Origin of the sequence: Bradyrhizobium sp. CCBAU 51745, assembly GCF_028128715.1 — a bacterium.
Lineage (GTDB): Bacteria > Pseudomonadota > Alphaproteobacteria > Rhizobiales > Xanthobacteraceae > Bradyrhizobium > Bradyrhizobium manausense.
Genome location: NZ_LBJP01000080.1, coordinates 86,893 through 109,062, shown reverse-complemented (window position 1 = coordinate 109,062; position 22,170 = coordinate 86,893). Strand labels below are relative to the sequence as shown.

The window sequence follows — 22,170 nt, the reverse complement described above, 5'->3', positions numbered from 1 at the left end:
CGCCGCCACAGCAGCGCCCCGGAGTGACGAGCCAAACAGACAGGAACCCCCAATGAACGCGAAGCCCGGCTTCACCGATTACATCGTCAAGGACATTTCGCTCGCCGATTTCGGCCGCAAGGAGCTCTCGCTCGCCGAAACCGAGATGCCCGGCTTGATGGCCACCCGCGAGGAGTTCGGCCCCAAACAGCCTTTGAAGGGCGCGCGCATCGCCGGCTCCCTGCACATGACGATCCAGACCGGCGTGCTCATCGAGACGCTGGCAGCGCTCGGCGCCGACATCCGCTGGGTCTCCTGCAACATCTATTCGACGCAGGACCATGCCGCCGCCGCGATCGCGGCCGCCGGCATTCCCGTCTTCGCCGTCAAGGGCGAGACGCTCAAGGATTACTGGGACTACACCGCAAAACTGTTCGACTGGCACGGCGGCGGTCATCCGAACATGATCCTCGATGACGGCGGTGACGCCACCATGTACGTCCATCTGGGTCTGCGCGCCGAGAAGGGCGACACCGCGTTCCTGGACAAGCCGGGCTCGGAAGAAGAGGAAGTCTTCTTCGCGCTTCTGAAGAAGCAGCTGAAGGAGAAGCCGAAGGGCTACTTCGCCGCGATCGCCGAGAGCATCAAGGGCGTTTCGGAAGAGACCACCACGGGCGTGCATCGTCTCTACGACATGCAGAAGGCCGGCACGCTGCTGTGGCCCGCCATCAACGTCAACGACAGCGTCACCAAGTCGAAGTTCGACAACCTCTATGGCTGCCGTGAATCGCTGGTCGACGGCATCCGCCGCGGCACCGACGTGATGATGTCGGGCAAGGTCGCGATGGTCGCGGGCTTCGGCGACGTCGGCAAGGGCTCGGCGGCCTCGCTGCGCCAGGCCGGGTGCCGCGTGATGGTGTCCGAAGTCGATCCGATCTGCGCGCTGCAGGCCGCGATGGAAGGCTACGAGGTCACGACCATGGAAGACGCCGCGCCCCGCGCCGACATCTTCGTCACCGCGACAGGCAACAAGGACATCATCACCATCGACCACATGCGCGCGATGAAGGATCGCGCCATCGTCTGCAACATCGGTCACTTCGACAACGAGATCCAGATCGCCGGTCTGCGCAATCTGAAGTGGACCAACATCAAGCCGCAAGTCGACGAGATCGAATTCCCCGACAAGCACCGCATCATCCTGCTGTCGGAAGGTCGCCTCGTGAACCTCGGCAACGCGATGGGCCATCCTTCGTTCGTGATGTCGGCGTCCTTCACCAACCAGACGCTGGCGCAGATCGAGCTGTTCGCCAACAACAAGGACGGCAAGTACAAAAAGGAAGTCTACGTGCTGCCGAAGACGCTCGACGAGAAGGTCGCGCGTCTCCACCTCGCCAAGATCGGCGTCAAGCTCACCGAGCTGCGCAAGGACCAGGCCGACTATATCGGCGTCAAGCCGGAAGGTCCCTACAAGAGCGATCACTACCGCTACTGAGCCGCAGGCCTGTCGATCAACAACGCGAAGCCCCGGAGCGATCCGGGGCTTTGTCGTTTCGGCCCGTGGAATTCAACCCGTTTGGTGGCTTCCGCACGCCCCGATTGCCGATTGACGCCCAGCGGTGTCGAGCGGACAATCCTCGCGCGGCGGAGGAAACCATGCAACAAGAACATTTCGACGTGCTGATCGTCGGTGCCGGGCTATCAGGCATTGGCGCGGGCTATCATCTTCAGAGCAAGTGCCCGGGCAAGAGCTACGTCATTCTGGAGGGGCGCGACTGCATCGGCGGCACCTGGGATCTGTTCCGCTATCCCGGCATCCGCTCCGACAGCGACATGTTCACGCTCGGCTATTCCTTCAAGCCGTGGACCGATCCGAAGGCGATTGCCGGCGGGCCGCAGATCCTGAACTATGTGCGCGAGACCGCGGTAGAGAACGGTATCGACAAGCACATCCGCTTCCATCATCGCGTCAAGCGCGCGGCGTGGTCGACCAGTGACGCGCGCTGGACCATCGAGGCCGAGCCCGCGGGAGGCGAGGGCGCGGCTGAGCTCGTGCGCTTCACCTGCAATTTCTTGTTTTTGTGCGCGGGCTACTACAAATACGAAGCGGGCTACACGCCGGAATTCGCGGGCGCTGCCGACTTCGCCGGCCGGATCGTGCATCCGCAGAAATGGACCGAGGATATCGACTATGCCGGCAAGCGCGTCGTCGTGATCGGCTCCGGCGCGACCGCGGTGACGCTGGTGCCGGAGCTTGCCAAGACGGCGGCGCAGGTCACCATGCTGCAGCGCTCGCCGACCTATGTGGTGTCGCGTCCGGCGCAGGATCCCCTCGCCAACAAACTGCGCCGCAACTTGCCGGCGCGGCTGGCCTATCATTTGATCCGCTGGCGCAACGTGATGTGGGGGATGTTCTTCTTCCAGCTCAGCCGGCGCAAGCCGGCGAAGGTGAGGGACCTGATCCTGACGGGCGTGAGGGCTGCGCTCGGGCCGGATTACGACATCGCAACCCATTTCACGCCGCGCTACAATCCCTGGGACCAGCGGCTCTGCCTCGTGCCGGACGGCGATCTTTTCAAGGCGATCCGCGAGAAGCGCGCCGCCGTGGTCACCAACGAGATCGACATCTTCACGCCCGATGGCATCCGCCTCAAGGACGGCAGCGAGCTTGCCGCCGACATCATCGTGACCGCGACGGGCCTGGTGCTCCAGGTCGTCGGGGGCCTCGAGGTCAGCGTCAATGGCCGTCCCGTCGATTTTGCCAAAACTCTCACCTACAAGGGCATGATGTATGCAGACGTGCCCAACATGGCGTCGGCCTTCGGCTACACCAATGCGTCCTGGACGCTGAAATGCGATCTCACTTGTGAATATGTCTGCCGGCTCATCAACTACATGGACCGGCACAATTTCCGGCAAGCCATGCCGCACAATGACGATCCCGATATCACCGCACAGCCGTCGCTGGATTTTACCTCGGGCTATGTGCAGCGCTCTGTCGCAAAAATGCCTAAGCAGGGCTCGAAGCGACCGTGGCGGCTGTATCAGAACTATGCGCTCGACATCGTTTCCTTGCGCTTCGGCAAGATCGACGACGGCGTGATGCGGTATTCCTGATCGCGCCACGCAGGATAGCGGGATGGTCTCGCGTTCGCTTGAGACGAATCGCGACTTGTGGTAGTATCTTGCGCTGCAACAGGTTCGTTTCCGACAGCACCTGAGTTCCACGTCGTTGCCGTCCTTGGGGAGCGCAGGACATGCACGTCCTTGCCCTGGTCACGCAAAAAGGCGGAAGCGGCAAGAGTACGCTGTCCGTTGGACTGGCGGTGGCAGCAATGCAGCGCGCCGAGCGCGTCGCTCTTATTGAGGCGGACGCGCAAGGTACGATCTCGAAATGGAAAGAGCGCCGCGAGAATCCCTATCCTTGCGTCGAGCGCGTTACCGATCCTGCCGAGATCGAACCGTTGATCGCGCGCCTGAGCGCCGAAGGCGTCTGGCTCGCCATCATCGACACAGCTGCGACGACCAACAGCCTGGCGATGCGCGTCATCGCCTGCGCCGATCTCTGTCTCATCCCGGCGCGCCCGAGCCCGGCCGATATCGAAGCCGCAATCCCTACGCTGATCGCCATTCGCAGGCTCAACCGCCGCTTTGCCTTCATCCTCAATCAGACGCCGACGCGGGGCTGCCGGCTGAGCGAAGCTGCGACATCGCTGAGCTCGATCGGTGCGCTTGCGCTCCCGTTTATTGCGCAGCGTAACGATCACCAGGATGCGCTCGGAGCGGGGTTTGGCGTCACTGAGTTCGCACCCGCGGGCAAAGCTTCGGACGAAATTGGCAGTTTGTGGGGTTGGATCGCGGGGCACTTGGAAGAGTTGGACGATCATGGGAAAGGCACGCTCAAAGCGGCCTGCTGATGTTGCACGCGCCGGGCGTCGCTCGCTGCTGGAATTGGCGGCGGAAGTGAACCGTGCGGTCGATGAGGGTCTGGCCATGCCACCGGGCTCGGTCGCCGTCGCCCAAGATGCGCCGCAGATCGTGCAAGAAGAGCCTGCTCCGATGACCGTTCCGGTACACGGAAAAGCCGGCGTCACCCTTGCAAGTCCTCAACTTCCGGGCAGTACAACCACTGATCTCATTGTGGATATGGCCAAGGCGTATCAAGCCCGCGCCTTGGACGGCATGAGCGCTACGTTCAACTACGCCAATGACCTCGCAAAGTCACGGCTGGCCGGTGTGACATCGGAGGCCAATGGAACAGTCGTCGTGGGAAGCGACATCATCGACGCGATTGGAACGGCATCTGAGTGGCGCGCCGTCGTGCTCGAACTGATGAAAGTCAATGCTGGCGCGACCCTGGAGTATGCGCAGGAGCTGGGCCGTGCAAAAACGCTGGCGGAGCTGGTGGAGCTGTCGGCCACGCATGCACGAAAACAATGTGAGTTGGTCCTCGAGCAAACCGAGTTGCTGAGGTCAGCTGCTCAAAGGATGACCAAGCCCAGCGCCAGGTAGTGCCGCTCGCCTGCCATCATGGCGCTCAGGATCTGCGCGGGACGACCAGGGCGAGCCGAGATCGATCGCGAGCGCCAGCACCACGGCGCCACCGCCGAGAGCGAACAGGACGAGATAGTCGCCGCCGGTCTGCGCATAGATCCAGGAGAAGCCGTAAGCTGCGGCCGCCTGGAACAGCGCAAAGCTGGTGGTGGCGTGGCTCCACGTCGAGCGCTGCTGCTCGCCGGAGTGCGGGACGAGCTCATGGATGCGGCCGAGCACCAGCGGCACGATGCCCGGCGTGAAGCCCCCGATCACCACACTCGATACGATCAACGAAACCGGTGCGGTGCTGATGGTCGGAAGCAGTACGGCCGCCGCTTCAATCAGGAACGCAGCGCGTAAGGCCGGTCCGAATCCGGAGCGGTCGCCGAGATGGCCGGTGACGAGCGGGCCGACGATCGCGCCGAGGCCGTACAGCACCCAATAGTGCGATCCCGCTGCGATGCCTTGGCCGAGGCCCCGCGCGACGAAGTCCACCATGAAGACCATGTGCGGGACCAGCGCCACGGCATTGAGGCCGTACTGGATCAGCAGTTTACGGGCGGCAGGCGAGGCGTGATGCTGCTTCGCCTGGTGCAAGGGTGCGACATCGGAATTGCCCTCGCCAGGCCAGCTCCACCAACTCGTCGCAGTGAGCACGGCCGAGAGCGCGCCAAGCCCATACCAGCTCTGCTGCAAGCCTTGTTGCAGGAGCAGCGGCATCAGCGTGCCCGATGCGGCAACGCCGAGGCCGACGCCGGCAAAGATCACGCCGCCGACGATGCCGCGCCGGCCGGGCGAGGTGCGCGGAAGAATAACGGAAGCAGCCAGCACCATGATGATCCCGCCGGTGAGACCTGACAGGAAGCGCCAGGCGAAGAACCAGATGAAAGACACCGGCGCAGAGCTGGCAAAGAAGGAGAGGGTTGCAAGCAGCATCATCGCCCGCAGCGCGCCGACCGCGCCGATGCGGGCGGCGACTGCTCGCGCTGCGAGCGCGCCGGCGAGGTAGCCGGCAAGGTTCGCAGCGCCCAGATAGACCACCTCGGAAGCGCTGAACCACTTTGCTGCGATCAGCGCCGGGATCAGCGGCGTGTAGGAGAAGCGGGCAAGGCCAAGCCCGACCAGCGATGCGGAGAGGCCGGCGACGGCATATCGCCAGGTCGGCTCTGACGCCGCGTTCGGCCGCTGATGCGGCCGGGCGTGGCGCCCAGGATTTGCATTGAGTTCGGTCATTGTCATCCTCATGGGCGGGCTCAATGGCCCGCGATCTGGCCGCCGTCGACATGCAGGATCTCGCCGGTGACGAAGGACGCACCCTCCAGATAGAGCACGGCATCAACGATGTCGGACATCTCGCCCATGTGGCCGACCGGGTGCATCGCGCCGTACTGGGCGTGCGTCGAAATCGGGTGCATCGGCGACTTGATGATCCCTGGCGCCACCGCGTTCACGCGGATGCCGCGCCTGGCGTATTCGATCGCAAGCGACCTGGTCGCGGCGTTCAGCCCGCCCTTGCTGAGCGAGGCCAGCACTGAGGGTACGTTCGAATTGGCCTGATCGACCAGCGTCGTCGTGATCTGGACGATGTGGCCAGAGCCCTGCTTCTCCATCTCGGCGATCGCAAGCTGTGTGATGTTGAAGAAGCCGGCGACGTTGGTGCCCATCACGGCCGCGTAGTCCTCGGCCGTGTATTGCGTGAACGGCTTTGCGACGAAGATGCCGGCGTTGTTGACCAGCGTGTCGATGCGCCCGAAGCGCGCGACGGCCTGCGCAACGACGCGCTCGGCAGTCTTGCGGTCTGCGATGTCGCCGGCGACGGCGAGAACATCATCGTCGCCTGACGGCTTGATCGACCTCGCTGTGGCGACCACGCGATAATTGCGATCGCGAAAACCCTGGACCAGGGCGGCACCGATGCCCTGCGATGCACCGGTGATGATGGCAACCTTCTGCTCGATACCCATGACGGGCTCCTGTTGTTGATCCGTGCCAGCAATCGCCGGCTTCAGCTCCGACATAGGCCGCGGCGGGCCAGCTGCGAATGCGCGCTGTCCGGCAGACACTCTTTCGCGGCGCGTATGAATGCCGTGCCGGCGCCTCGCGGCAGTTGTCGCGGTTGTGGCAAACGCCTAGCTTGCCGGGGAATTTCAGAAGGACCGCGGCACAGCATGGATCGTCTGGATGCAATGAAGGTGTTCGTCCTTGCGGTGGATGAGGGCAGCCTTGCCGCCGCGGGGCGAAAGCTCGGTCGTTCGCCGGCGGCGGTCAGCCGCGCCATCGCCTTTCTGGAAGAGCGGGTCGGCGCCGAGCTGCTGCATCGGACGACGCGATCAATCAAGCTGAGCGAGGAGGGCGAGCGCTATGTCGCGGTCTGCCGCCGCGTGCTGGTCGAGCTGGAAGAAGCCGACGACATCGCAGCCGGCCCGCGTACCGCGCCGCGCGGCCTGCTGACGATCACCGCTCCGGTGGTGTCAGGCGAGATGGTGCTGCGGCCGATCCTGGATGCGTTTCTGGACGCCTATCCGACCGTGTCGGCGAAGCTCCTGCTGTTCGACCGCGCGGTCAATCTCATCGACGAAGGCGTGGATGTCGCGCTTCGCATCGGTCCGCTGGCGGACTCGGCGATGGTGGCGACGCGGATCGGCGAGGTCCGCCGTGTCGTCGTGGCAGCTCCGCGCTATCTCATGCAACATCCGCGGATCGAAGAGCCCGGCGACCTTGCCAAGCATCAGGTCGTGGCGATGGCCCATCTGCCCAATTCATGGACCTTCAAGCCCCCGAAAAACTCGTCAGCGGCCCGCACGGTCCGGTTCACTCCTCGTCTCACGGTCAACAGCACCTATGCCGCCGTGGCTTCCGCCGTCGCCGGGCGCGGCGTGGCGCGAATGTACTCCTATCAGGTCGCCGAGCAGGTCGCGCGCGGCGAGCTCGAGATCGTGCTTGCTGGTGACGAGGACCCCGAGATGCCGGTTCACCTGATCTGCCCGCAGGGTCGCCTCTCGGTGCCGAAGGTGCGGGCTTTCACCGACTTCGCAGTCCCCCGGCTCAGGAAGCAGTTTGCACTGCTCAAGAAGAGTCTTGGTGCGCGCTAGAGATCGTGGCCACGCCGCGACCGCCAATGCGTTGTTTTGCGTATGCGGCCGCCCGGCTGAATCGGCGATGGTTCCCGAACGGTTAACGCCGATTTAACGGATGGGTCCTAGCCTGTCTCGGCCGGGGTTACTCGCAAGCCCGAGGTGAGCCCAATGGAAGCCCAGAAGATCGCGGTCGACGCCGTTGTGGCGCTGACCGATTGTGACCGCGAAGCCGTCATTGCATTCATTCGCCGGCTCTATCTTGCCGGCGTCACCGATCCCAAGCGCCTGACTTTCAAAGGTCTGCAGGCGCTGTCCCGGGCGTGATTCGGCTCGTTTCGGTCCGTTTTCGCCCCCGTTCCATCCCGAACCTCTCCCGAGCGTGACCGCAACCCCCGGTGAATATCTTGCCGCTGGGGGCCCCGCGGGTTACACGACACCCCGGCTGGGTCACTCGGGATTGGGGAAATGCTGAAACAGCTTTTTGCGCCGCAACTTGTCATTCTGTACGTGCTTGTGGCATCGACGATTTACGTTCACTTCCGCGGCAAACAACGGCTGCGCTTTGCGCGCCAGCTCGGCGATCACTCGACCTACCTCGCGCCCTACAATGTGCTGATGTATGCGGGCTCGGCGGTGCCGAACAAGCCGGTGATCTCGGTCGAGCAGTTTCCGGAGCTGAAGCCGCTCAGCGAGAACTGGGAGACCATCCGCGACGAGGCGGTGCGCCTGTTCGACGAGGGCTTCATCCGCGCCGCTGCCAAGAACAATGACTGGGGCTTCTATTCGTTCTTCAAGAGCGGTTGGAAGCGGTTTTACCTGAAATGGTACGACGACTTCCTGCCTTCGGCGAACGCGCTGTGTCCGAAGACGGTGGAGCTGCTCAAGTCGATCCCGAGCGTGCACGGTGCGATGTTCGCGATGCTGCCGCCGGGCGGCAAGCTCGGTGCCCACCGCGATCCCTTCGCGGGCTCGCTCCGCTACCACCTCGGCCTCGTCACGCCGAACTCGAACAAGTGCCGCATCCTCGTCGACGGCGTCGAATGTGTCTGGCGTGACGGCGAAGCCTTCATGTTCGACGAAACCTTCATCCATAGCGCGGAGAATGCGACCGACGTCAATCGCATCATCCTGTTCTGCGACGTCGAGCGCCCGATGAAGTACGGCTTCATGACCGCGATCAACCGCTGGGTCAGCCATCACATCGTCAAGGCGTCGGCGACCCAGAACGTCGATGGCGAGCATGTCGGCGCGCTCAACAAGGTATTCGGCAAGCTCTACGAGATCCATCTCGGCAGCCGCAAGGTCAAGGAGTGGAACCGGAACGTCTACTACACGCTGAAATATTCGCTGACAGCGTTGGTGCTCGGACTCATCGTGTTTTCGGCGCTGCGTTGAATGGCCGTGGAGCCCTTGCCGACGGCGAGCGCTGATGTCGTGGAGTTCTTCCAGGGCTGGCTGGAAACATTCGCGGGCTATGTCCGCGAGGTCGACTACGCCTCGGCGCGGCCGCTCTTTCACCCTGACGTGCTTGCCTTCGGCACGCACAACGATGTCATCCGGGGCCTCGACCAATGGGTCACGACGCAATGGAATAACGTCTGGCCCAGGACGACCGGCTTCCGTTTCGTTCTCGATCAGACCGCTATACTGGCGTCACGCGATGGCGAGATGGTGACCGTGATCGCGCCATGGACGAGCACGGGCTATCATCCCGATGGCAGCGCGTTTGTGCGGCCGGGCCGAGCCACCATGGTGTTTTCAAGGAATGGCGATGGGTGGCTGTGCGTACATTCGCACATGTCGCTCAATCGCGGTGTGCCGCAGGCAAGCCACGCCAATCGGTCGGTGAAGGCCTGGTAGACGTTGAAACAGAAAAGGCCCCGGACAGGTCCGGGGCCTTTTGATTTCGGGATATTGGAGGCTTACTCCGGCTGGCCGATCGAGACCTTCAGCGTGCCGACGCCGTCGACGCCGCATTCGAGCTGGTCGCCGGGCTGGAGCTGCGACACGCCGGCCGGCGTGCCCGTCATGATGATGTCGCCGGCGGCGAGCTTCACCTGCTGCGAGAGCTGCCAGATGATCTCCGGCACGTTCCAGATCAGCTCGGAGAGGTCGCCCTTCTGCGCTTCCTTGCCATTGACGGTGAGCCAGATCTTGCCCTTGGAGGGATGGCCGATCTTCGACGCCGGCTGCACCGCAGAGCAGGGCGCCGAACCATCGAACGACTTTCCGATCTCCCACGGCCGCTCCTTCTTGCGCGAGGCGATCTGGAGATCGCGGCGCGTCAGGTCGATGCCGACGGCGTAGCCGTAGACATGATCGAGCGCCTTGTCGGCGGGGATGTTCAGCCCGCCGCTCTTCATCGCGACCACGAGCTCGACCTCGTGATGCAGATCCTTGGTCAGCGGCGGATAGGGGATGGTGGCGCCATCGGGCACCAGCATGTCGGCGTGTTTGGCGAAGAAGAACGGCGGCGCGCGCTCGTCATTGCCCATCTCACGGATGTGCTCGAGATAGTTGCGGCCGACACACCAGATGCGACGCACCGGGTAGCGGCCGCTCTCGCCGACTACGGGAAGCGAAGCCTGGGGCGGAAGCGGGATCACGTAGGAGGCGGCGTTCATGAGGCGGTCTCGCTGCTCTTGAGGTGGAGGGAACTCTAGGCGGTGGCGCTGATCGGCGCCAGAGCGCCGGCGTCGTGATGTTGCAGGCGGAAGAACGAGGCGTAGCGCCCGGAGCGGCGCAGCAACTCGTCATGCCGGCCTTGCTCGACGATCTCGCCGCCCTCGACCACCAGGATGCTGTCTGCGTGCATGATGGTGTGCAGGCGATGCGCGATTACGATGGTGGTGCGGTTCTGACAAAGATGCTCGATCGCCTCCTGCACCTGGCGCTCGGACTCGGAATCCAGCGCGGCGGTTGCTTCATCGAGTAGAATGATCGGCGCATTCTTGATCAGCGCGCGCGCCACCGCAATGCGCTGGCGTTGGCCGCCGGAGAGCTGGGTGCCGTGCTCGCCGACCGGCGTATCATAGCCGAGCGGGAAGCTCGTGATGAAATCATGCGCGCAAGCGGCTTTCGCGGCCTCGATGATCTCGTCCTCGCTTGCGCCCGGCTTGCCGAAGGCGATGTTGTTGCGGATGGTGTCGCGGAACAGATAGACATCCTGGCCGACATAGGCGGTCTGGGCCCGCAGCGATTTGCGCGAGACCGCGCCGATCGACTGGCCGTCGATCAAGATGTCGCCTTGCGTCACCTCGTAGAAGCGCAGGAGCAGCGCCAGCACGGTCGACTTGCCGCCGCCGGACGGCCCGACCAGCGCGGTGACCTTGCCGGGCTCGGCCGTGAAACTCATGCGGTTGAGCACGGTCTCGCCCGAGCGATAGGAGAAGCTGACGTCGCGCAGCTCGATCCGCGCGTCGGTGAGCTTCAGCGCCGGCTTGTCGTCGTCGGAATGCTCGCTCGCCGGGCTGTCGACGACCTCGAGCAACATGCGCGCGCCGACGAGCTGGCTGTTGAGGTCGATGTTCAGCCGCGCCAGCCGCTTGGCCGGCTCGGTCGCCATCAGGAACGCGGTCATGAACGAGAAGAACGCGCCGGGCGTGGCGTTGAGCGCGACCACGCTGTAGCCGCCGTACAGCAGGCAGCCGGCGACGGCGAAACCACCGAGCATCTCCATCAGCGGATTGGAGCGGTTGGCGACGCGGGCCATCTTGTTGGCGTTGCGCTCGACGATCGCGATGTTCTCGTCGATGCGCTTCTGCATCGTGTCTTCGAGCGTGAACGCCTTGACAGTGCGGATGCCTTGCAGCGACTCCTGCATCGTCTCCATGATGTCGGCGGTGCCGGTGAACTGGTTGAAGGCGAGGCCCTTGATGCGCTTGACCAGCTTGCGCAGCACCAGCATCGCCGGCGGCACCGCGACGAGGCCGATCAACGACATCAGCGGGTCCTGCCATACCATCACGCCGATCATGGCGAGCAGCATCAAGAGGTCGCGCCCGATGGCGTTGACCAGCATGTTGAGCACGTCGGTAATCGATTTGGCGCCGGCCGTGAGCCGCGCCAGGAATTCGGACGAATGCCGTTCGGAGAAGAAGCCGACGCTCTCGCGCATCAGCTTGGCGAACAGCTGGCGCTGGTTGGTGGCGAGGATGGCATTGCTGATCTTGGTCAGGATCACCATGTGGCCGTAGGTCGCCACGCCCTTGATGAACAGCAGGATCACCGTGATGGCGGAGAACATCGCGATGCCCGGGATGTTCTTGTCGACATAGGCCTGGTTGATGACTTGGCCGAGCACATAGGTCGCGCCTGCGGTCGCACCCGCGGCAGCCGCCATCAGCGTGAAGGCAACGAGGTAGCGCCGCCAGTAGACGACCCCCTGTTCCATGACAAGGCGGCGAATGAGGACCATCGCCGCATAGGGATCGTCGGTGATTTTCTTTGGAAACTGGGCCATCCGGTGTCCATTGACGGCGCTGGGAAAAGCCTGCCCGCGCGTCAGGGATCGAATGGCCTCTGTGCCCGCTAAAGCTCCGCTTTTCAAGCCCAATTAAGGGCTTGCACAGGATGTGATTTTAGGCCGAGACGGCGTGGCGGAGCTCGCCGTGGCGCTCCCGGAACAGCTTGTCCTCCCAGGCCAGCGCGTGGGCCGCGATGGTCTCGAGGTCTTCGTATTGCGGCCTCCAGTCGAGCAGGCCGCGGATACGGCCGGTGTCGGCGACCATAGTCATGATATCGCCGGGCCGGCGCGGGGCGTATTGCACGGCGAAGCTGCGGCCCGACACCCGGCGCACCGCGTCGATGGTCTCCAGCACCGAATAGCCGCGGCCATAGCCGCAATTCAGCGTCGTCGAGGCGCCGCCGTTGCGCAAATAGGCCAGTGCAGAGTGATGCGCCTGCGACAGGTCGGTGACGTGGATGAAGTCGCGAATGCAGCTGCCGTCCGGGGTCGGATAGTCGGTGCCGAACACGTCGATCTTGGCGCGCTGGCCGGTCGCGGCCTCGACCGCGATCTTGAGCAGATGCGTGGCGCCGACGGTGGCAAGGCCAATGCGCGCCTGCGGATCGGCGCCGGCGACGTTGAAATAGCGCAGGGTCACGTACTGCATGCCGTAGGCGGCGGCGACGTCGTGCAGCATGATCTCGGTCATCAGCTTCGACGAGCCGTAGGGCGACAGCGGCCGCGTCGGCGCGTGCTCGGGCACGGGCACCTGATCCGGATTGCCGTAGACGGCGGCGGTCGAGGAGAAGATGAAACGACTGATGCCGCGCTTCACTGCGACGTTGAGCAGATTGCGCGCGGTAGTGAAGTTGTTGCGATAGTAGCCGAGCGGATCGCGCATCGAATCCGGCACGACCACCGAGCCGGCGAAATGAATGATGCTCTCGATGTCGTGCTGGGCGATCACGCCCTCGAGCAAATTCTCATCGCCCGCATCGCCGATGAACAGCGGCACGCCCTCGGGCAGATAGGCGGAGAAACCGGTGGAGAGATCGTCGATCACGACGACGTCCTCGCCGGCTTCCGCCAGCGCCAGGACCGTGTGACTTCCGATATAGCCGGCACCGCCGGTGACTAGCACAGTCATGATCTCACCCGTCCTCGATCAGCGCGCCAAGTTAACGTTTGCGCGGTGAAGAGGGGGTTTCGGCAGCCCTGAACTGGTCACTATGCTTAATGTTGCGTATAGGGGACCCACCAACGGAGCGTGACGTGGCGAATTCCCCTGATGATCTCGACGTGATCGTGCCAAATCTGCACAGGCGCTATTCCGGGGTCACCGCGACCAACCGGATGGTGGCGCCGCTTCTGGCAAAGCTCTATCGCGCTGGCTGGTTCGGCTCGGATGCGCCGGAGGGGATTGCGCGGCTCGCCGTCGGCGATGTCCTGAAACTGTGGCGCCGCAAGCGGCCTGTGATCTGGCACGCGCGGCGCAACAACGAGATGATCGCAGGCGTTGCGCTGCGCGCACTGGGCTGGCCGCTCAAGCTGGTCTTCACCTCGGCGGGGCAGCGCCATCACACCTGGATCACGCGCTGGCTGATCCGCCGGATGGACGCGATCATCGCGACATCAGACATCTCCGCCTCGTTTCTGAAGGTGCCATCGACGGTGATCCCGCACGGCGTCGACACCGACGTCTACACGCCTCCGGTCGATCGCGCCGCGGCGTTCGCGGAAAGCGGCTTGCCCGGCCGTTACGCCATCGGCTGCTTCGGCCGCGTCCGGGCGCAGAAGGGCACCGACCTGTTCGTCGATGCGATGTGCCTGATGCTGCCGCGCTATCCGGACTTTACGGCTGTCATCGTCGGTCAGGTCACGGCCGAGCAGACACCGTTTGCCAATGATCTGAAGCAGCGCATCGAGGCGGCAAACCTGCAATCGCGCATCGTCATGACCGGCGAGCTGCCGATCGACGAGGTGCAGCGCTGGTACCAGCGGCTGACGATCTACGCCTTCACCTCGCGCAATGAAGGCTTTGGCCTGACGCTGATCGAGGCGATGGCCGCGGGCAGCGCGCTGGTTGCCGCGCGCGCAGGAGCCGCGACGCTGGTGGTCGAAGATGGCGTGAGCGGCGTGCTGATCCCGACAGGTGATGCCGAGGCGCTGGCGGCCGCGCTCGAGCCGCTGATGCGGGATGTGGCGCTGGCGACCGCGATGGGCGAGCGCGGGCGGGCACGGGTTCTCGAGAAGTTCAGCCTCGGTGCGGAAGCGGCCCGGATCGGCGAGGTCTATCGGCCGCTGCTCTGAGCTGGTTTCCGAAACGCGAAAACAACCCCATGCACAGTAGCCGGTGCCAGCCAAATCAACGGCTTGCCGGGCGCGTTCGGTCAGAATACGGATTTTACGAATTTTGCTTGAGGCGTCGGGCAAAACAGGTGTAGATTGGCATCATCCCAAACTCCCCAACGACATTTCGCGGGGGTGCCGGCGGTCACTGAATTTCGGCGAACCCAATGGTCACGCCTTCATCAAGCCGTCGTCTCGCGGCTCGACTTCTTCCGGGCCTTCTGACGCAGGAAGCTGACCTCGAGCTCGTCGCCGTTGACGCGGTCGAGCTGGCAACGCCGATAGGCAAGTCCGGTCGAGGAGAGCAGAAGGAAAAACTCGGTCAGCGCCAGACCCTCAATCGATGTCTCGACGCGAAGCGTTGCGTCGCCCTCCGATACGTCCTTGACCAGGCAGGGGCGACGCCAGGTGCCGTCGATCGCCATCATCTGCGCCGGCAGCGGCCGCTCGAACGAAACGCGCTGGCTCTCGCGCTCTTTCTCCTTGGGCATGGCTAGCGCTTCATCTGCGGCTGCGAATGTCCACCTGCGAGTCTTGGCGCGGCATGGGGCGCCGGGTGAAGCCTGCGCTCGTAGGTGTCAGCAAGATCGAGCAGGCGTTTTCTGGTGAACGGGTCCGCTTTCGTCGCGAGCTCGCGGATGTCTTGAGCGCGTCCTTTGATGAAGTCTTCGTCCATCGGCTGTATCCCCCGGAAAGCGAGAGGATGCCAAGCCTTCCCGAAGGTGTAAGCAACATATGTTAGGTCAAGCGCCATGCACGGTGGCGCCACTCAGGTCGTCGCGCGTGCTGCAGCCTCACCCAGCACCCGCTGCGCAATCGCCACCACCTCTTCGGCCGCAATATCCCGCATGCAGCGGTGGTCGTTCATCTTGCAGACCGTGCTCTGGCAGGGCTGGCACGACAGGACGCTCTTGTTCTGGACCACGGTCGCGGCAAGGCCGTTCAATGGCGCCCAGAGATGTGGGCTGGTCGGGCCAAAAATGCCCATGGTGGGCGTGCCCAGCGCGGCCGCGATATGCATCAGGCCGGAATCGTTGGAGATGGCGACGCCGGCCGCGGCCATGGCGAGGACGCCGTTGCGTAAGTCGTTACCGGTGAGGTCCCGCACCCCCGGGCCGCCAGCGTTCACGATCTCCTGGGCGAGACCCTTTTCCGCGGGGCCGCCGACCACCCAGACTTCGAGGCCACGCTCGACCAGCAGCCGGGCGGCCTCGGGATATCCAGTCCAGCGCTTGGAGACCCCGACCGAGCCGGGGGCGAGCGCCACGGCCGCGCCGGCGCTGAGGCCGTTGGCCTGGCGCCAGCGGGCAATCTCCTCAGGCGGAACCCGCAATTGCGGCACCGGCCATTCCGGCGGCAGCGGCGCGCCGTCGGGCTGAGCCAGGGCGGCATTCTCGTCGATGAAGCGGGGGAGCTTGCTCTCGCCCCAGCGCCAGCGGTTGATCAGTCCGAACCTGAACTCGCCGACCCAGCCGACCCGCTCGGGAATGCCGGCCAGGGTCGGCGCAATGGCGGCCTTCCAGGTGCGCGGCAGCACCAGGGCCGTGCCGTAGTTCCGCTCGCGCAGAAGCTTGGCGAGGCCGAACTGGCGGCGTAGCGCCAAGCGGCTGCGGGGCAGGTCCCAGACGATTCCGGCGCGCACGCCGGGCATGTAGTCGACCAGGGGAGCGCAAAGGGTGGTGGTGAGGAGATCGACCGGCCGGTTCGGCCATCGCTCCTTCAGGACCCGGACCACGGTATGATTCCTGACGAAATCGCCGATCCACATGTAGGGGACGATCAGAATCGGGCGCGTGTCGTCCCGTTCCTCATTCCCGCCAAAATGTGAATCAATATTCATTCGTTAGTTGGACCGCAATGCTCCAGACGGCGGTTCGGTTAGCCGCTCCGGGCCGACAGGTAAAGCCGGCAAACGCGCGAGTCCAAAAGGGTCGGCCCAAAATGCTTACACTTTGGCGGATGATGCGCTACGGCAGGTGTCGGGCCGCACAAGATCGGGCAGGGTGGTTGGAATGTTGCTGGTGACCGGCGGTGCCGGTTTTATCGGATCGAATGTCGTGGCTGCGCTGAACGATTCCGGCCGCAGCGACGTCGTGGTCTGCGATCTCCTCGGCAGCGACGGCAAGTGGCGCAACCTCGCCAAGCGGCAGCTTGTGGATATCGTGCCGCCGGCCGAGCTCGCTGACTGGCTGAAGGGCCGCAAGCTGGATGCCGTGATCCATCTCGGGGCGATCTCCGAGACCACCGCGACCGACGGCGATCTCGTGATCGAGACCAATTTCCGCTTCTCGATGCGTCTGTTGGACTGGTGCACGGCGGGTGCGGTGCCGCTGATCTACGCGTCATCGGCAGCGACCTATGGTGACGGTGCGGAAGGTTTTGACGACGATGCCTCGCCGGCTGCGTTGAAGAAGCTGCGGCCGATGAATCTCTACGGCTGGAGCAAGCACCTCTTCGATCTCGCGGTCGCCGAGCGCATCGCGCGCGGCGAGAGGTTGCCGCCGCAATGGGCCGGCCTGAAATTCTTCAACGTGTTCGGCCCCAACGAATACCACAAGGGCCCGATGATGAGCGTGCTGGCGCGCCGCTTCGACGACGTCAAGGCGGGCCGCGTGGTGCAGCTGTTCAAGTCGCATCGCGACGGCATCGCCGACGGCGACCAGCGCCGCGATTTCATCTATGTCGACGACGTCGTGCGCGTCATCCTGTGGCTGCTGGCGACGCCCTCAGTGTCGGGCCTCTTCAATGTCGGCACCGGCAGGGCGCGCAGCTTCAAGGACCTGATGCTCGCGGCCTATGCTGCGCTCGGCACCAGGCCCAACATCGAATATATCGACATGCCCGAGAACATCCGCGGCGCTTACCAGTACTTCACCGAGAGCAAGGTCGATCGCCTCTGCCGCGCCGGCTATAACGGCGGCTTCACGACGCTCGAGGATGCGGTGAAGGCCTATGTCGGGGATTATCTCGACCGGCCCGACCGTTTCCGCTGAGGCTTTGTTGATCATGGCGACGCCCATTCTCGATTTCGATGCCCTCGCGCAAGCCATCGCCGGCCGCACGGTGCTCTGCATCGGCGACATCATGCTGGACGAGTTCGTCTATGGCGAGGTATCGCGGATCTCGCCGGAGGCGCCGACCCCTGTCATTGCGGCCCAGCGCAGCGAGATCCATATCGGCGGCGCAGGCAACGTCGCGCGAAACATCGCGTCACTCGGTGCGCGCTGTGTCTTCGTCGGCCTCGTCGGCGAGGACGATGCCGGCAGGCAGCTCGCCTCCGCGCTCGCAGACCATGCCGGGATCGAAAGTGCGCTGGTGTGTGACCCGTCACGGCCGACCACGCGAAAAGTCCGCTTCGTCTCCGAGCATTTTTCCACGCATATGCTGCGCGCGGATTGGGAGCAGGCGCAAGCTGCCTCCGACGAGGTCGAGACCAGGCTGATCGAGGCGATCCTGCCACAGATCGCGCGCGCCGATATCGTGCTGCTGTCCGACTATGCCAAGGGCGTGCTGACCGCGCGCGTGATCCGCCATACTATCGATGCCTCGCGCACGGCCGGCAAGCCGGTGATCGTCGATCCCAAGAGCCTGAACTGGGCGATCTATCGCGGCGCGACGCTGCTCACGCCCAATCGCAAGGAATTTGCGGAAGCCACCCGCAGCCGCGCCGACACGCCACAGAGCATCGTCGATGCCAGCGAGGACGTGATGCGGCTGGCCGATTGCGAGGCCATTCTGGTGACGCAGGGCGAGCACGGCATGACGCTGGTGCCACGACAGGGCGAGGAGGTTCATGTTCCGGCCTTTCCGGTGAAGGTGCGCGACGTCTCCGGTGCCGGCGACACCGTCGCCGCTGCGCTCGCGGTCTCGATCGCGGCGGGCGCGGACTGGGACACGGCGCTGCGGATCGCGAGTGCCGCGGCCGCGGTCGCCGTCGGCAAGCAGGGCACTGCCAGCGTCAGCGCCGCCGAACTGCGCCGGAAGATCCTGCCGCACGCGACACTGGCGGCCGAGGAAAAGGTCGTCAGCGCGCCAGGTCAGCTCGAGGCCCAGCTCGCCGAATGGAAGCGGGAGGGGCTGCGGATCGGCTTCACCAATGGCTGCTTCGACATCCTGCATCCCGGTCACGTCAAGGTGCTGACCGCGGCGCGCGCCGCCTGCGACCGTCTCATCGTCGGGCTGAACAGCGACGCCTCGGTGCGGCGGCTGAAGGGCGCGGATCGCCCGGTCCAGGACGAGCGGGCGCGCGCGGAGGTGCTGGCCGCGCTCGAGGCCGTCGATCTCGTCGTCGTCTTCGAGGAGGACACGCCGATCGACCTGATCAGGCGGATTACGCCGAGCGTGCTGGTGAAGGGCGGTGACTACACCCGCGAGCAGGTGGTCGGTCACGAGGTGGTCGAGGCCGCGGGCGGGGTGGTCGTGCTGGTCGACATCCTCCAGGGCTTCAGCACGACGGCGCTGGTCCATCGTGCGCGCGGAGGCGGCAAGTGACGCACCAGGCGACCGCGCTTGCCCGGGAGACAACCGCCCAGATGTTGTGGCGGCGTTTCCGCAGCCCGGTGGCGTGGGGCGAGACGGTGGATCTGTTCGCGATCCTGACGGTCGCCTCGCTGCCGTGGTCGACCTCACTGACGGCGATCTTCAACACCGCGTTCCTGGTCTGCATGGTGCCGTTCCTCGACATCAAGGCATTCCTGCAATCGCTGACCCGTCCGATCTCTGCGGCGCCGATCGCGCTGTTCGTGCTCGCGCTGGTGGGAACGCTGTGGTCGGACGCAGCCTGGGGAGCGCGGTTCTATGCCGTCGGTCCGACCATCAAACTGCTCGTGCTTCCCGTGCTGCTCTACCATTTCCAGCGATCGCCACGCGGCTCCTGGATATTCGTCGCCTTCCTGGTGTCCTGCGCGCTGTTGTCGGTGATGTCGTGGCTGGTTGCTTTTTATCCCGACCTGGCACTGAGGCCCTATGATCCGCTCGAGCGCGGCATCTTCGTCAAGAACTACATCGACCAGAGCCAGGAGTTTACGCTCTGCGCGGTCGCGCTGGCCTATCCGACCACCCTGCTGCTGCGCGAGAAGCGGTATTGGCTCGCGGGATTGCTGACGGCGCTGGCGCTGAGCTTCTTCGTCAACATGGCTTTCGTGGTGGTGTCGCGCACCGCGCTCGTCACCGTTCCGATCATGCTCGGCGTGTTCGCCCTGCTGCATTTGAGATGGCGCAGTATCGCGATGATCTCCGTCGCACTGATCGCAGGCGCTGCGATCGCGTGGCAGGGCTCGCCGCAATTGCGCAAGACCGCCGACACTTTCGTCAGCGAGTATCAACTCTACAGCCAGAGAAACATTCCGACTTCGATGGGCGAACGCCTCGAGTACTGGCGCCACGCCATTCAATTCTTCAAGCAGGCGCCGCTTGCCGGGCATGGTACCGGCTCCTCGCAGGGACTGTTCGAACGGGCCGCCGCAGATCCCTCATGGATACCGGGCGTCAGGGTGTTTCCAAATCCGCATAACCAGACGCTGCATGTCGCCATCCAGTGGGGCATCATCGGCATCGTCATCCTCTACGCAATCTGGATCTCACATCTCCTGCTGTTTCGCGGCGACGGGATTGCCAATTGGATAGGCCTTCTGGTCGTGGTGCAGAACATCTTCACGTCCCTGTTCAACTCCCATCTGTTCGACTTCCACGAGGGCTGGATGTACGTCATCGGTGTCGGGGTTGCCGGCGGCATGGTGATCCGGTCACAACAGGCCAAGGCGAAGGTTGGGGGAGCTGGTTCCTGAACGGCCGCGCGGCTGGCAAGTCTTGTCGAGATGGGCTATCAGCGCGGTCAGGTTGCGGCCATTGGGATATTCATCGGTCAGCGGATGACGCGTCTTTCGCATCTTACCTTGCGCAATTTCCTGATCGCGCTCCACGACCTGCTGGCGACGACAGCGGGGCTGTTCGCGGCCTTCTACCTGCGCTTCGAGGGGGGCGACGCTTTCTATGACCGCCTGCCGTTGCTGTTCCGGATCCTGCCCTATTTTCTGACCTTCAGCGTGGTCGTTTTCTACGTCTTCAACCTGACCACGGCGAAGTGGCGCTTCATCTCGCTGCCGGACGCGCTGAACATCATCCGCGTCGCGACCGTGCTGACGGCCGCGCTGCTGGCGCTCGACTACATCTTCGTTTCCCCCAACATTCGCGGCGCCTTCTTCCTCGGCAAGGTGACGATCGTCCTCTACTGGTTTCTGGAGATCTTCGCGCTCAGTGCGCTGCGCATGGCCTACCGTTATTTCCGCTATACGCGGGTAAGGCGCCACGCCCGCTCCGACGATGCCGCGCCGACACTGCTGATCGGTCGCGCGGCAGACGCCGAGGTGCTGTTGCGGGGTATCGAGAGCGGGTCGATCAAGCGGATCTGGCCGGTCGGCGTATTGTCGCCGTCGGGCGCGGATCGCGGGCAGCTGATCCGCAACGTGCCGGTGCTGGGCGGGCTCCACGATATCGAGGACGTCGTCGCCGACTACGCCAAGCGCAACAAGCCGATCGCGCGCTTCGTCATGACGCCGTCGGCGTTCGAGCCGGAATCCCATCCCGAATCGATCCTGATGCGCGCGCGCAAGCTGGGTGTGATCGTCAACCGGATGCCCTCGCTCGACAGTGGCGATACGCCGCGACTGACGGCTGTCGCCGTCGAGGATCTCCTGTTGCGGCCGAGCGAAAAGATCGACTATGCGCGCCTCGAAGCCCTGATCAGGGGCAAGGCAGTGATCGTCACCGGCGGCGGCGGCTCGATCGGCTCGGAGATCTGCGAGCGCGTCGTCGCCTTCGGCGCCGCGCGCCTGCTGATCCTGGAGAATTCCGAGCCGGCGCTCTACGCGATCACGGAGAAGCTCGCCGCGCAGGTTACGGCTGCGATCGAGGGGCGGATCGCCGACATCAGAGACCGCGAGCGCGTGATGCGGTTGATGGCCGAGTTCAAGCCCGACATCGTGTTCCACGCGGCGGCCCTCAAGCACGTGCCGATCCTCGAGCGCGACTGGAGCGAGGGCGTCAAGACCAACATCTTCGGCTCGATCAACGTTGCCGACGCGGCACTTGCCGCCGGCGCCGAGGCCATGGTGATGATCTCGACCGACAAGGCGATCGAGCCGGTGTCGATGCTGGGCCTGACCAAGCGTTTCGCCGAAATGTACTGCCAGGCGCTCGACCATGATCTTGCTGCGGGAGCCGCTCGCGCCAAGCCGCCGATGCGGTTGATCTCGGTTCGGTTCGGCAACGTGCTGGCCTCGAACGGCTCGGTGGTGCCGAAGTTCAAGGCCCAGATCGAAGCCGGCGGCCCGGTGACGGTGACGCATCCCGATATGGTTCGCTATTTCATGACCATCCGCGAAGCCTGCGACCTTGTCATCACCGCGGCGACGCATGCGCTTGGTACGGTGCGCTCGGACGTGTCGGTCTATGTCCTCAATATGGGCCAGCCGGTGAGGATCGCCGATCTCGCCGAGCGCATGATCCGTCTCTCCGGCCTGCAGCCGGGCTATGACATCGAGATCGTGTTTACGGGGATGCGGCCGGGCGAGCGCCTGAACGAAATTCTGTTCGCCTCGGAGGAGCCGACCCGCGAGATAGGCGTCGCCGGCATTATGGCGGCGCAGCCGAACGAGCCGCCGATGCAGACCCTGCGCAAATGGATCACGGCGCTGGACCAGGCGATCGCACGCGACGACCGGGCGACCATCAGGACCATCCTGCAGGAAGCGGTCCCCGAGTTCGGGTCGACCGCGGCCTGAC

At 64.4% G+C, this 22,170-nt stretch carries 21 protein-coding genes; 13 read left to right on the top strand and 8 right to left on the bottom strand.

The window, feature by feature from the left end; genetic code table 11:
• Window positions 1–52 precede the first annotated feature (52 nt).
• The 4 genes from ahcY to XH98_RS21975 all read left to right on the top strand — a co-directional run bounded on the left by ahcY (window position 53) and on the right by XH98_RS21975 (window position 4,491).
• Window positions 53–1,474, top strand: coding sequence for an adenosylhomocysteinase (gene ahcY, locus XH98_RS21990; RefSeq protein ID WP_271619911.1), 1,422 nt, complete (start codon window positions 53–55; stop codon window positions 1,472–1,474).
• A 161-nt stretch (window positions 1,475–1,635) separates the two neighbouring features.
• Entirely contained in the window at window positions 1,636–3,096 is a 1,461-nt protein-coding gene (locus XH98_RS21985) for a flavin-containing monooxygenase (protein WP_271619910.1), read from the top strand.
• Window positions 3,097–3,236: 140 nt separating this feature from the next.
• A complete protein-coding gene (locus tag XH98_RS21980) occupies window positions 3,237–3,896 on the top strand; it encodes a ParA family protein (protein ID WP_271619909.1) in 660 nt (219 codons plus the stop codon).
• Window positions 3,865–4,491 carry a phasin family protein gene (locus XH98_RS21975; RefSeq protein ID WP_271619908.1) on the top strand — a complete coding sequence of 209 codons (627 nt, stop codon included), beginning with the start codon at window positions 3,865–3,867 and terminating at the stop codon, window positions 4,489–4,491. Before XH98_RS21980 ends, XH98_RS21975 begins: the two co-directional genes overlap by 32 nt.
• On the opposite strand, the gene XH98_RS21970 is transcribed toward XH98_RS21975, so the two are convergent.
• Both XH98_RS21970 and XH98_RS21965 read right to left on the bottom strand, forming a co-directional pair.
• Window positions 4,453–5,748 (bottom strand): YbfB/YjiJ family MFS transporter, encoded by a 1,296-nt coding sequence (locus XH98_RS21970; RefSeq protein ID WP_271619907.1) that lies wholly within the window; start codon window positions 5,746–5,748, stop codon window positions 4,453–4,455. The genes XH98_RS21975 and XH98_RS21970 overlap by 39 nt on opposite strands.
• A gap of 20 nt (window positions 5,749–5,768) precedes the next feature.
• Complete coding sequence (locus XH98_RS21965) at window positions 5,769–6,479, bottom strand: SDR family NAD(P)-dependent oxidoreductase (protein WP_271619906.1); 711 nt, start codon at window positions 6,477–6,479, stop codon at window positions 5,769–5,771.
• A 204-nt stretch (window positions 6,480–6,683) separates the two neighbouring features.
• Here XH98_RS21965 and XH98_RS21960 point away from each other — a divergent pair, with 204 nt between their 5' ends.
• The 4 genes from XH98_RS21960 (at window position 6,684) to XH98_RS21945 (ending at window position 9,452) form a co-directional block, all read left to right on the top strand.
• On the top strand, window positions 6,684–7,607 hold the full coding sequence (locus XH98_RS21960) for a LysR family transcriptional regulator (RefSeq protein ID WP_271619905.1): 924 nt from the start codon (window positions 6,684–6,686) through the stop codon (window positions 7,605–7,607).
• Between the two features lie 153 nt (window positions 7,608–7,760).
• The gene (locus tag XH98_RS21955) at window positions 7,761–7,916 is read left to right on the top strand and encodes a hypothetical protein (RefSeq protein ID WP_162832013.1); all 156 of its coding nucleotides are present in this window, start codon (window positions 7,761–7,763) and stop codon (window positions 7,914–7,916) included.
• A gap of 141 nt (window positions 7,917–8,057) precedes the next feature.
• Window positions 8,058–8,987 (top strand): aspartyl/asparaginyl beta-hydroxylase domain-containing protein, encoded by a 930-nt coding sequence (locus XH98_RS21950; protein ID WP_271619904.1) that lies wholly within the window; start codon window positions 8,058–8,060, stop codon window positions 8,985–8,987.
• A 6-nt stretch (window positions 8,988–8,993) separates the two neighbouring features.
• Window positions 8,994–9,452 (top strand): YybH family protein, encoded by a 459-nt coding sequence (locus XH98_RS21945; RefSeq protein ID WP_271619931.1) that lies wholly within the window; start codon window positions 8,994–8,996, stop codon window positions 9,450–9,452.
• Between the two features lie 62 nt (window positions 9,453–9,514).
• Here XH98_RS21945 and XH98_RS21940 read toward each other — a convergent pair whose 3' ends face one another.
• The 3 genes from XH98_RS21940 to galE all read right to left on the bottom strand — a co-directional run bounded on the left by XH98_RS21940 (window position 9,515) and on the right by galE (window position 13,186).
• Window positions 9,515–10,216, bottom strand: coding sequence for a fumarylacetoacetate hydrolase family protein (locus XH98_RS21940; protein ID WP_271619903.1), 702 nt, complete (start codon window positions 10,214–10,216; stop codon window positions 9,515–9,517).
• 35 nt (window positions 10,217–10,251) lie between these two features.
• Window positions 10,252–12,054, bottom strand: a complete 1,803-nt coding sequence (locus tag XH98_RS21935; RefSeq protein ID WP_271619902.1) for an ABC transporter ATP-binding protein — start codon at window positions 12,052–12,054, stop codon at window positions 10,252–10,254.
• Window positions 12,055–12,172: 118 nt separating this feature from the next.
• On the bottom strand, window positions 12,173–13,186 hold the full coding sequence (gene galE / locus XH98_RS21930; RefSeq protein WP_271619901.1) for a UDP-glucose 4-epimerase GalE: 1,014 nt from the start codon (window positions 13,184–13,186) through the stop codon (window positions 12,173–12,175).
• Window positions 13,187–13,311: 125 nt separating this feature from the next.
• On the opposite strand from galE, the gene XH98_RS21925 reads away from it, so the two are divergent.
• A complete protein-coding gene (locus tag XH98_RS21925) occupies window positions 13,312–14,349 on the top strand; it encodes a glycosyltransferase family 4 protein (RefSeq protein ID WP_271619900.1) in 1,038 nt (345 codons plus the stop codon).
• A 221-nt stretch (window positions 14,350–14,570) separates the two neighbouring features.
• On the opposite strand, the gene XH98_RS21920 is transcribed toward XH98_RS21925, so the two are convergent.
• From XH98_RS21920 to waaF, 3 genes are all read right to left on the bottom strand, one after another.
• Complete coding sequence (locus XH98_RS21920; protein ID WP_271619899.1) at window positions 14,571–14,879, bottom strand: hypothetical protein; 309 nt, start codon at window positions 14,877–14,879, stop codon at window positions 14,571–14,573.
• 2 nt (window positions 14,880–14,881) lie between these two features.
• Window positions 14,882–15,064 (bottom strand): hypothetical protein, encoded by a 183-nt coding sequence (locus XH98_RS21915; protein ID WP_271619898.1) that lies wholly within the window; start codon window positions 15,062–15,064, stop codon window positions 14,882–14,884.
• Window positions 15,065–15,157: 93 nt separating this feature from the next.
• Window positions 15,158–16,228, bottom strand: a complete 1,071-nt coding sequence (gene waaF / locus XH98_RS21910) for a lipopolysaccharide heptosyltransferase II (protein WP_271619897.1) — start codon at window positions 16,226–16,228, stop codon at window positions 15,158–15,160.
• A gap of 172 nt (window positions 16,229–16,400) precedes the next feature.
• On the opposite strand from waaF, the gene rfaD reads away from it, so the two are divergent.
• From rfaD to XH98_RS21890, 4 genes are all read left to right on the top strand, one after another.
• The gene (gene rfaD / locus XH98_RS21905; RefSeq protein ID WP_271619896.1) at window positions 16,401–17,381 is read left to right on the top strand and encodes an ADP-glyceromanno-heptose 6-epimerase; all 981 of its coding nucleotides are present in this window, start codon (window positions 16,401–16,403) and stop codon (window positions 17,379–17,381) included.
• 13 nt (window positions 17,382–17,394) lie between these two features.
• Window positions 17,395–18,879: a D-glycero-beta-D-manno-heptose-7-phosphate kinase gene (rfaE1, locus tag XH98_RS21900; protein WP_271619895.1), complete on the top strand. Its 1,485-nt coding sequence runs from the start codon at window positions 17,395–17,397 to the stop codon at window positions 18,877–18,879.
• Entirely contained in the window at window positions 18,876–20,174 is a 1,299-nt protein-coding gene (locus XH98_RS21895; protein WP_271619894.1) for an O-antigen ligase family protein, read from the top strand. Before rfaE1 ends, XH98_RS21895 begins: the two co-directional genes overlap by 4 nt.
• 84 nt (window positions 20,175–20,258) lie before the next feature.
• Window positions 20,259–22,169: a nucleoside-diphosphate sugar epimerase/dehydratase gene (locus tag XH98_RS21890; protein ID WP_271619893.1), complete on the top strand. Its 1,911-nt coding sequence runs from the start codon at window positions 20,259–20,261 to the stop codon at window positions 22,167–22,169.
• Window position 22,170 lies beyond the last annotated feature (1 nt).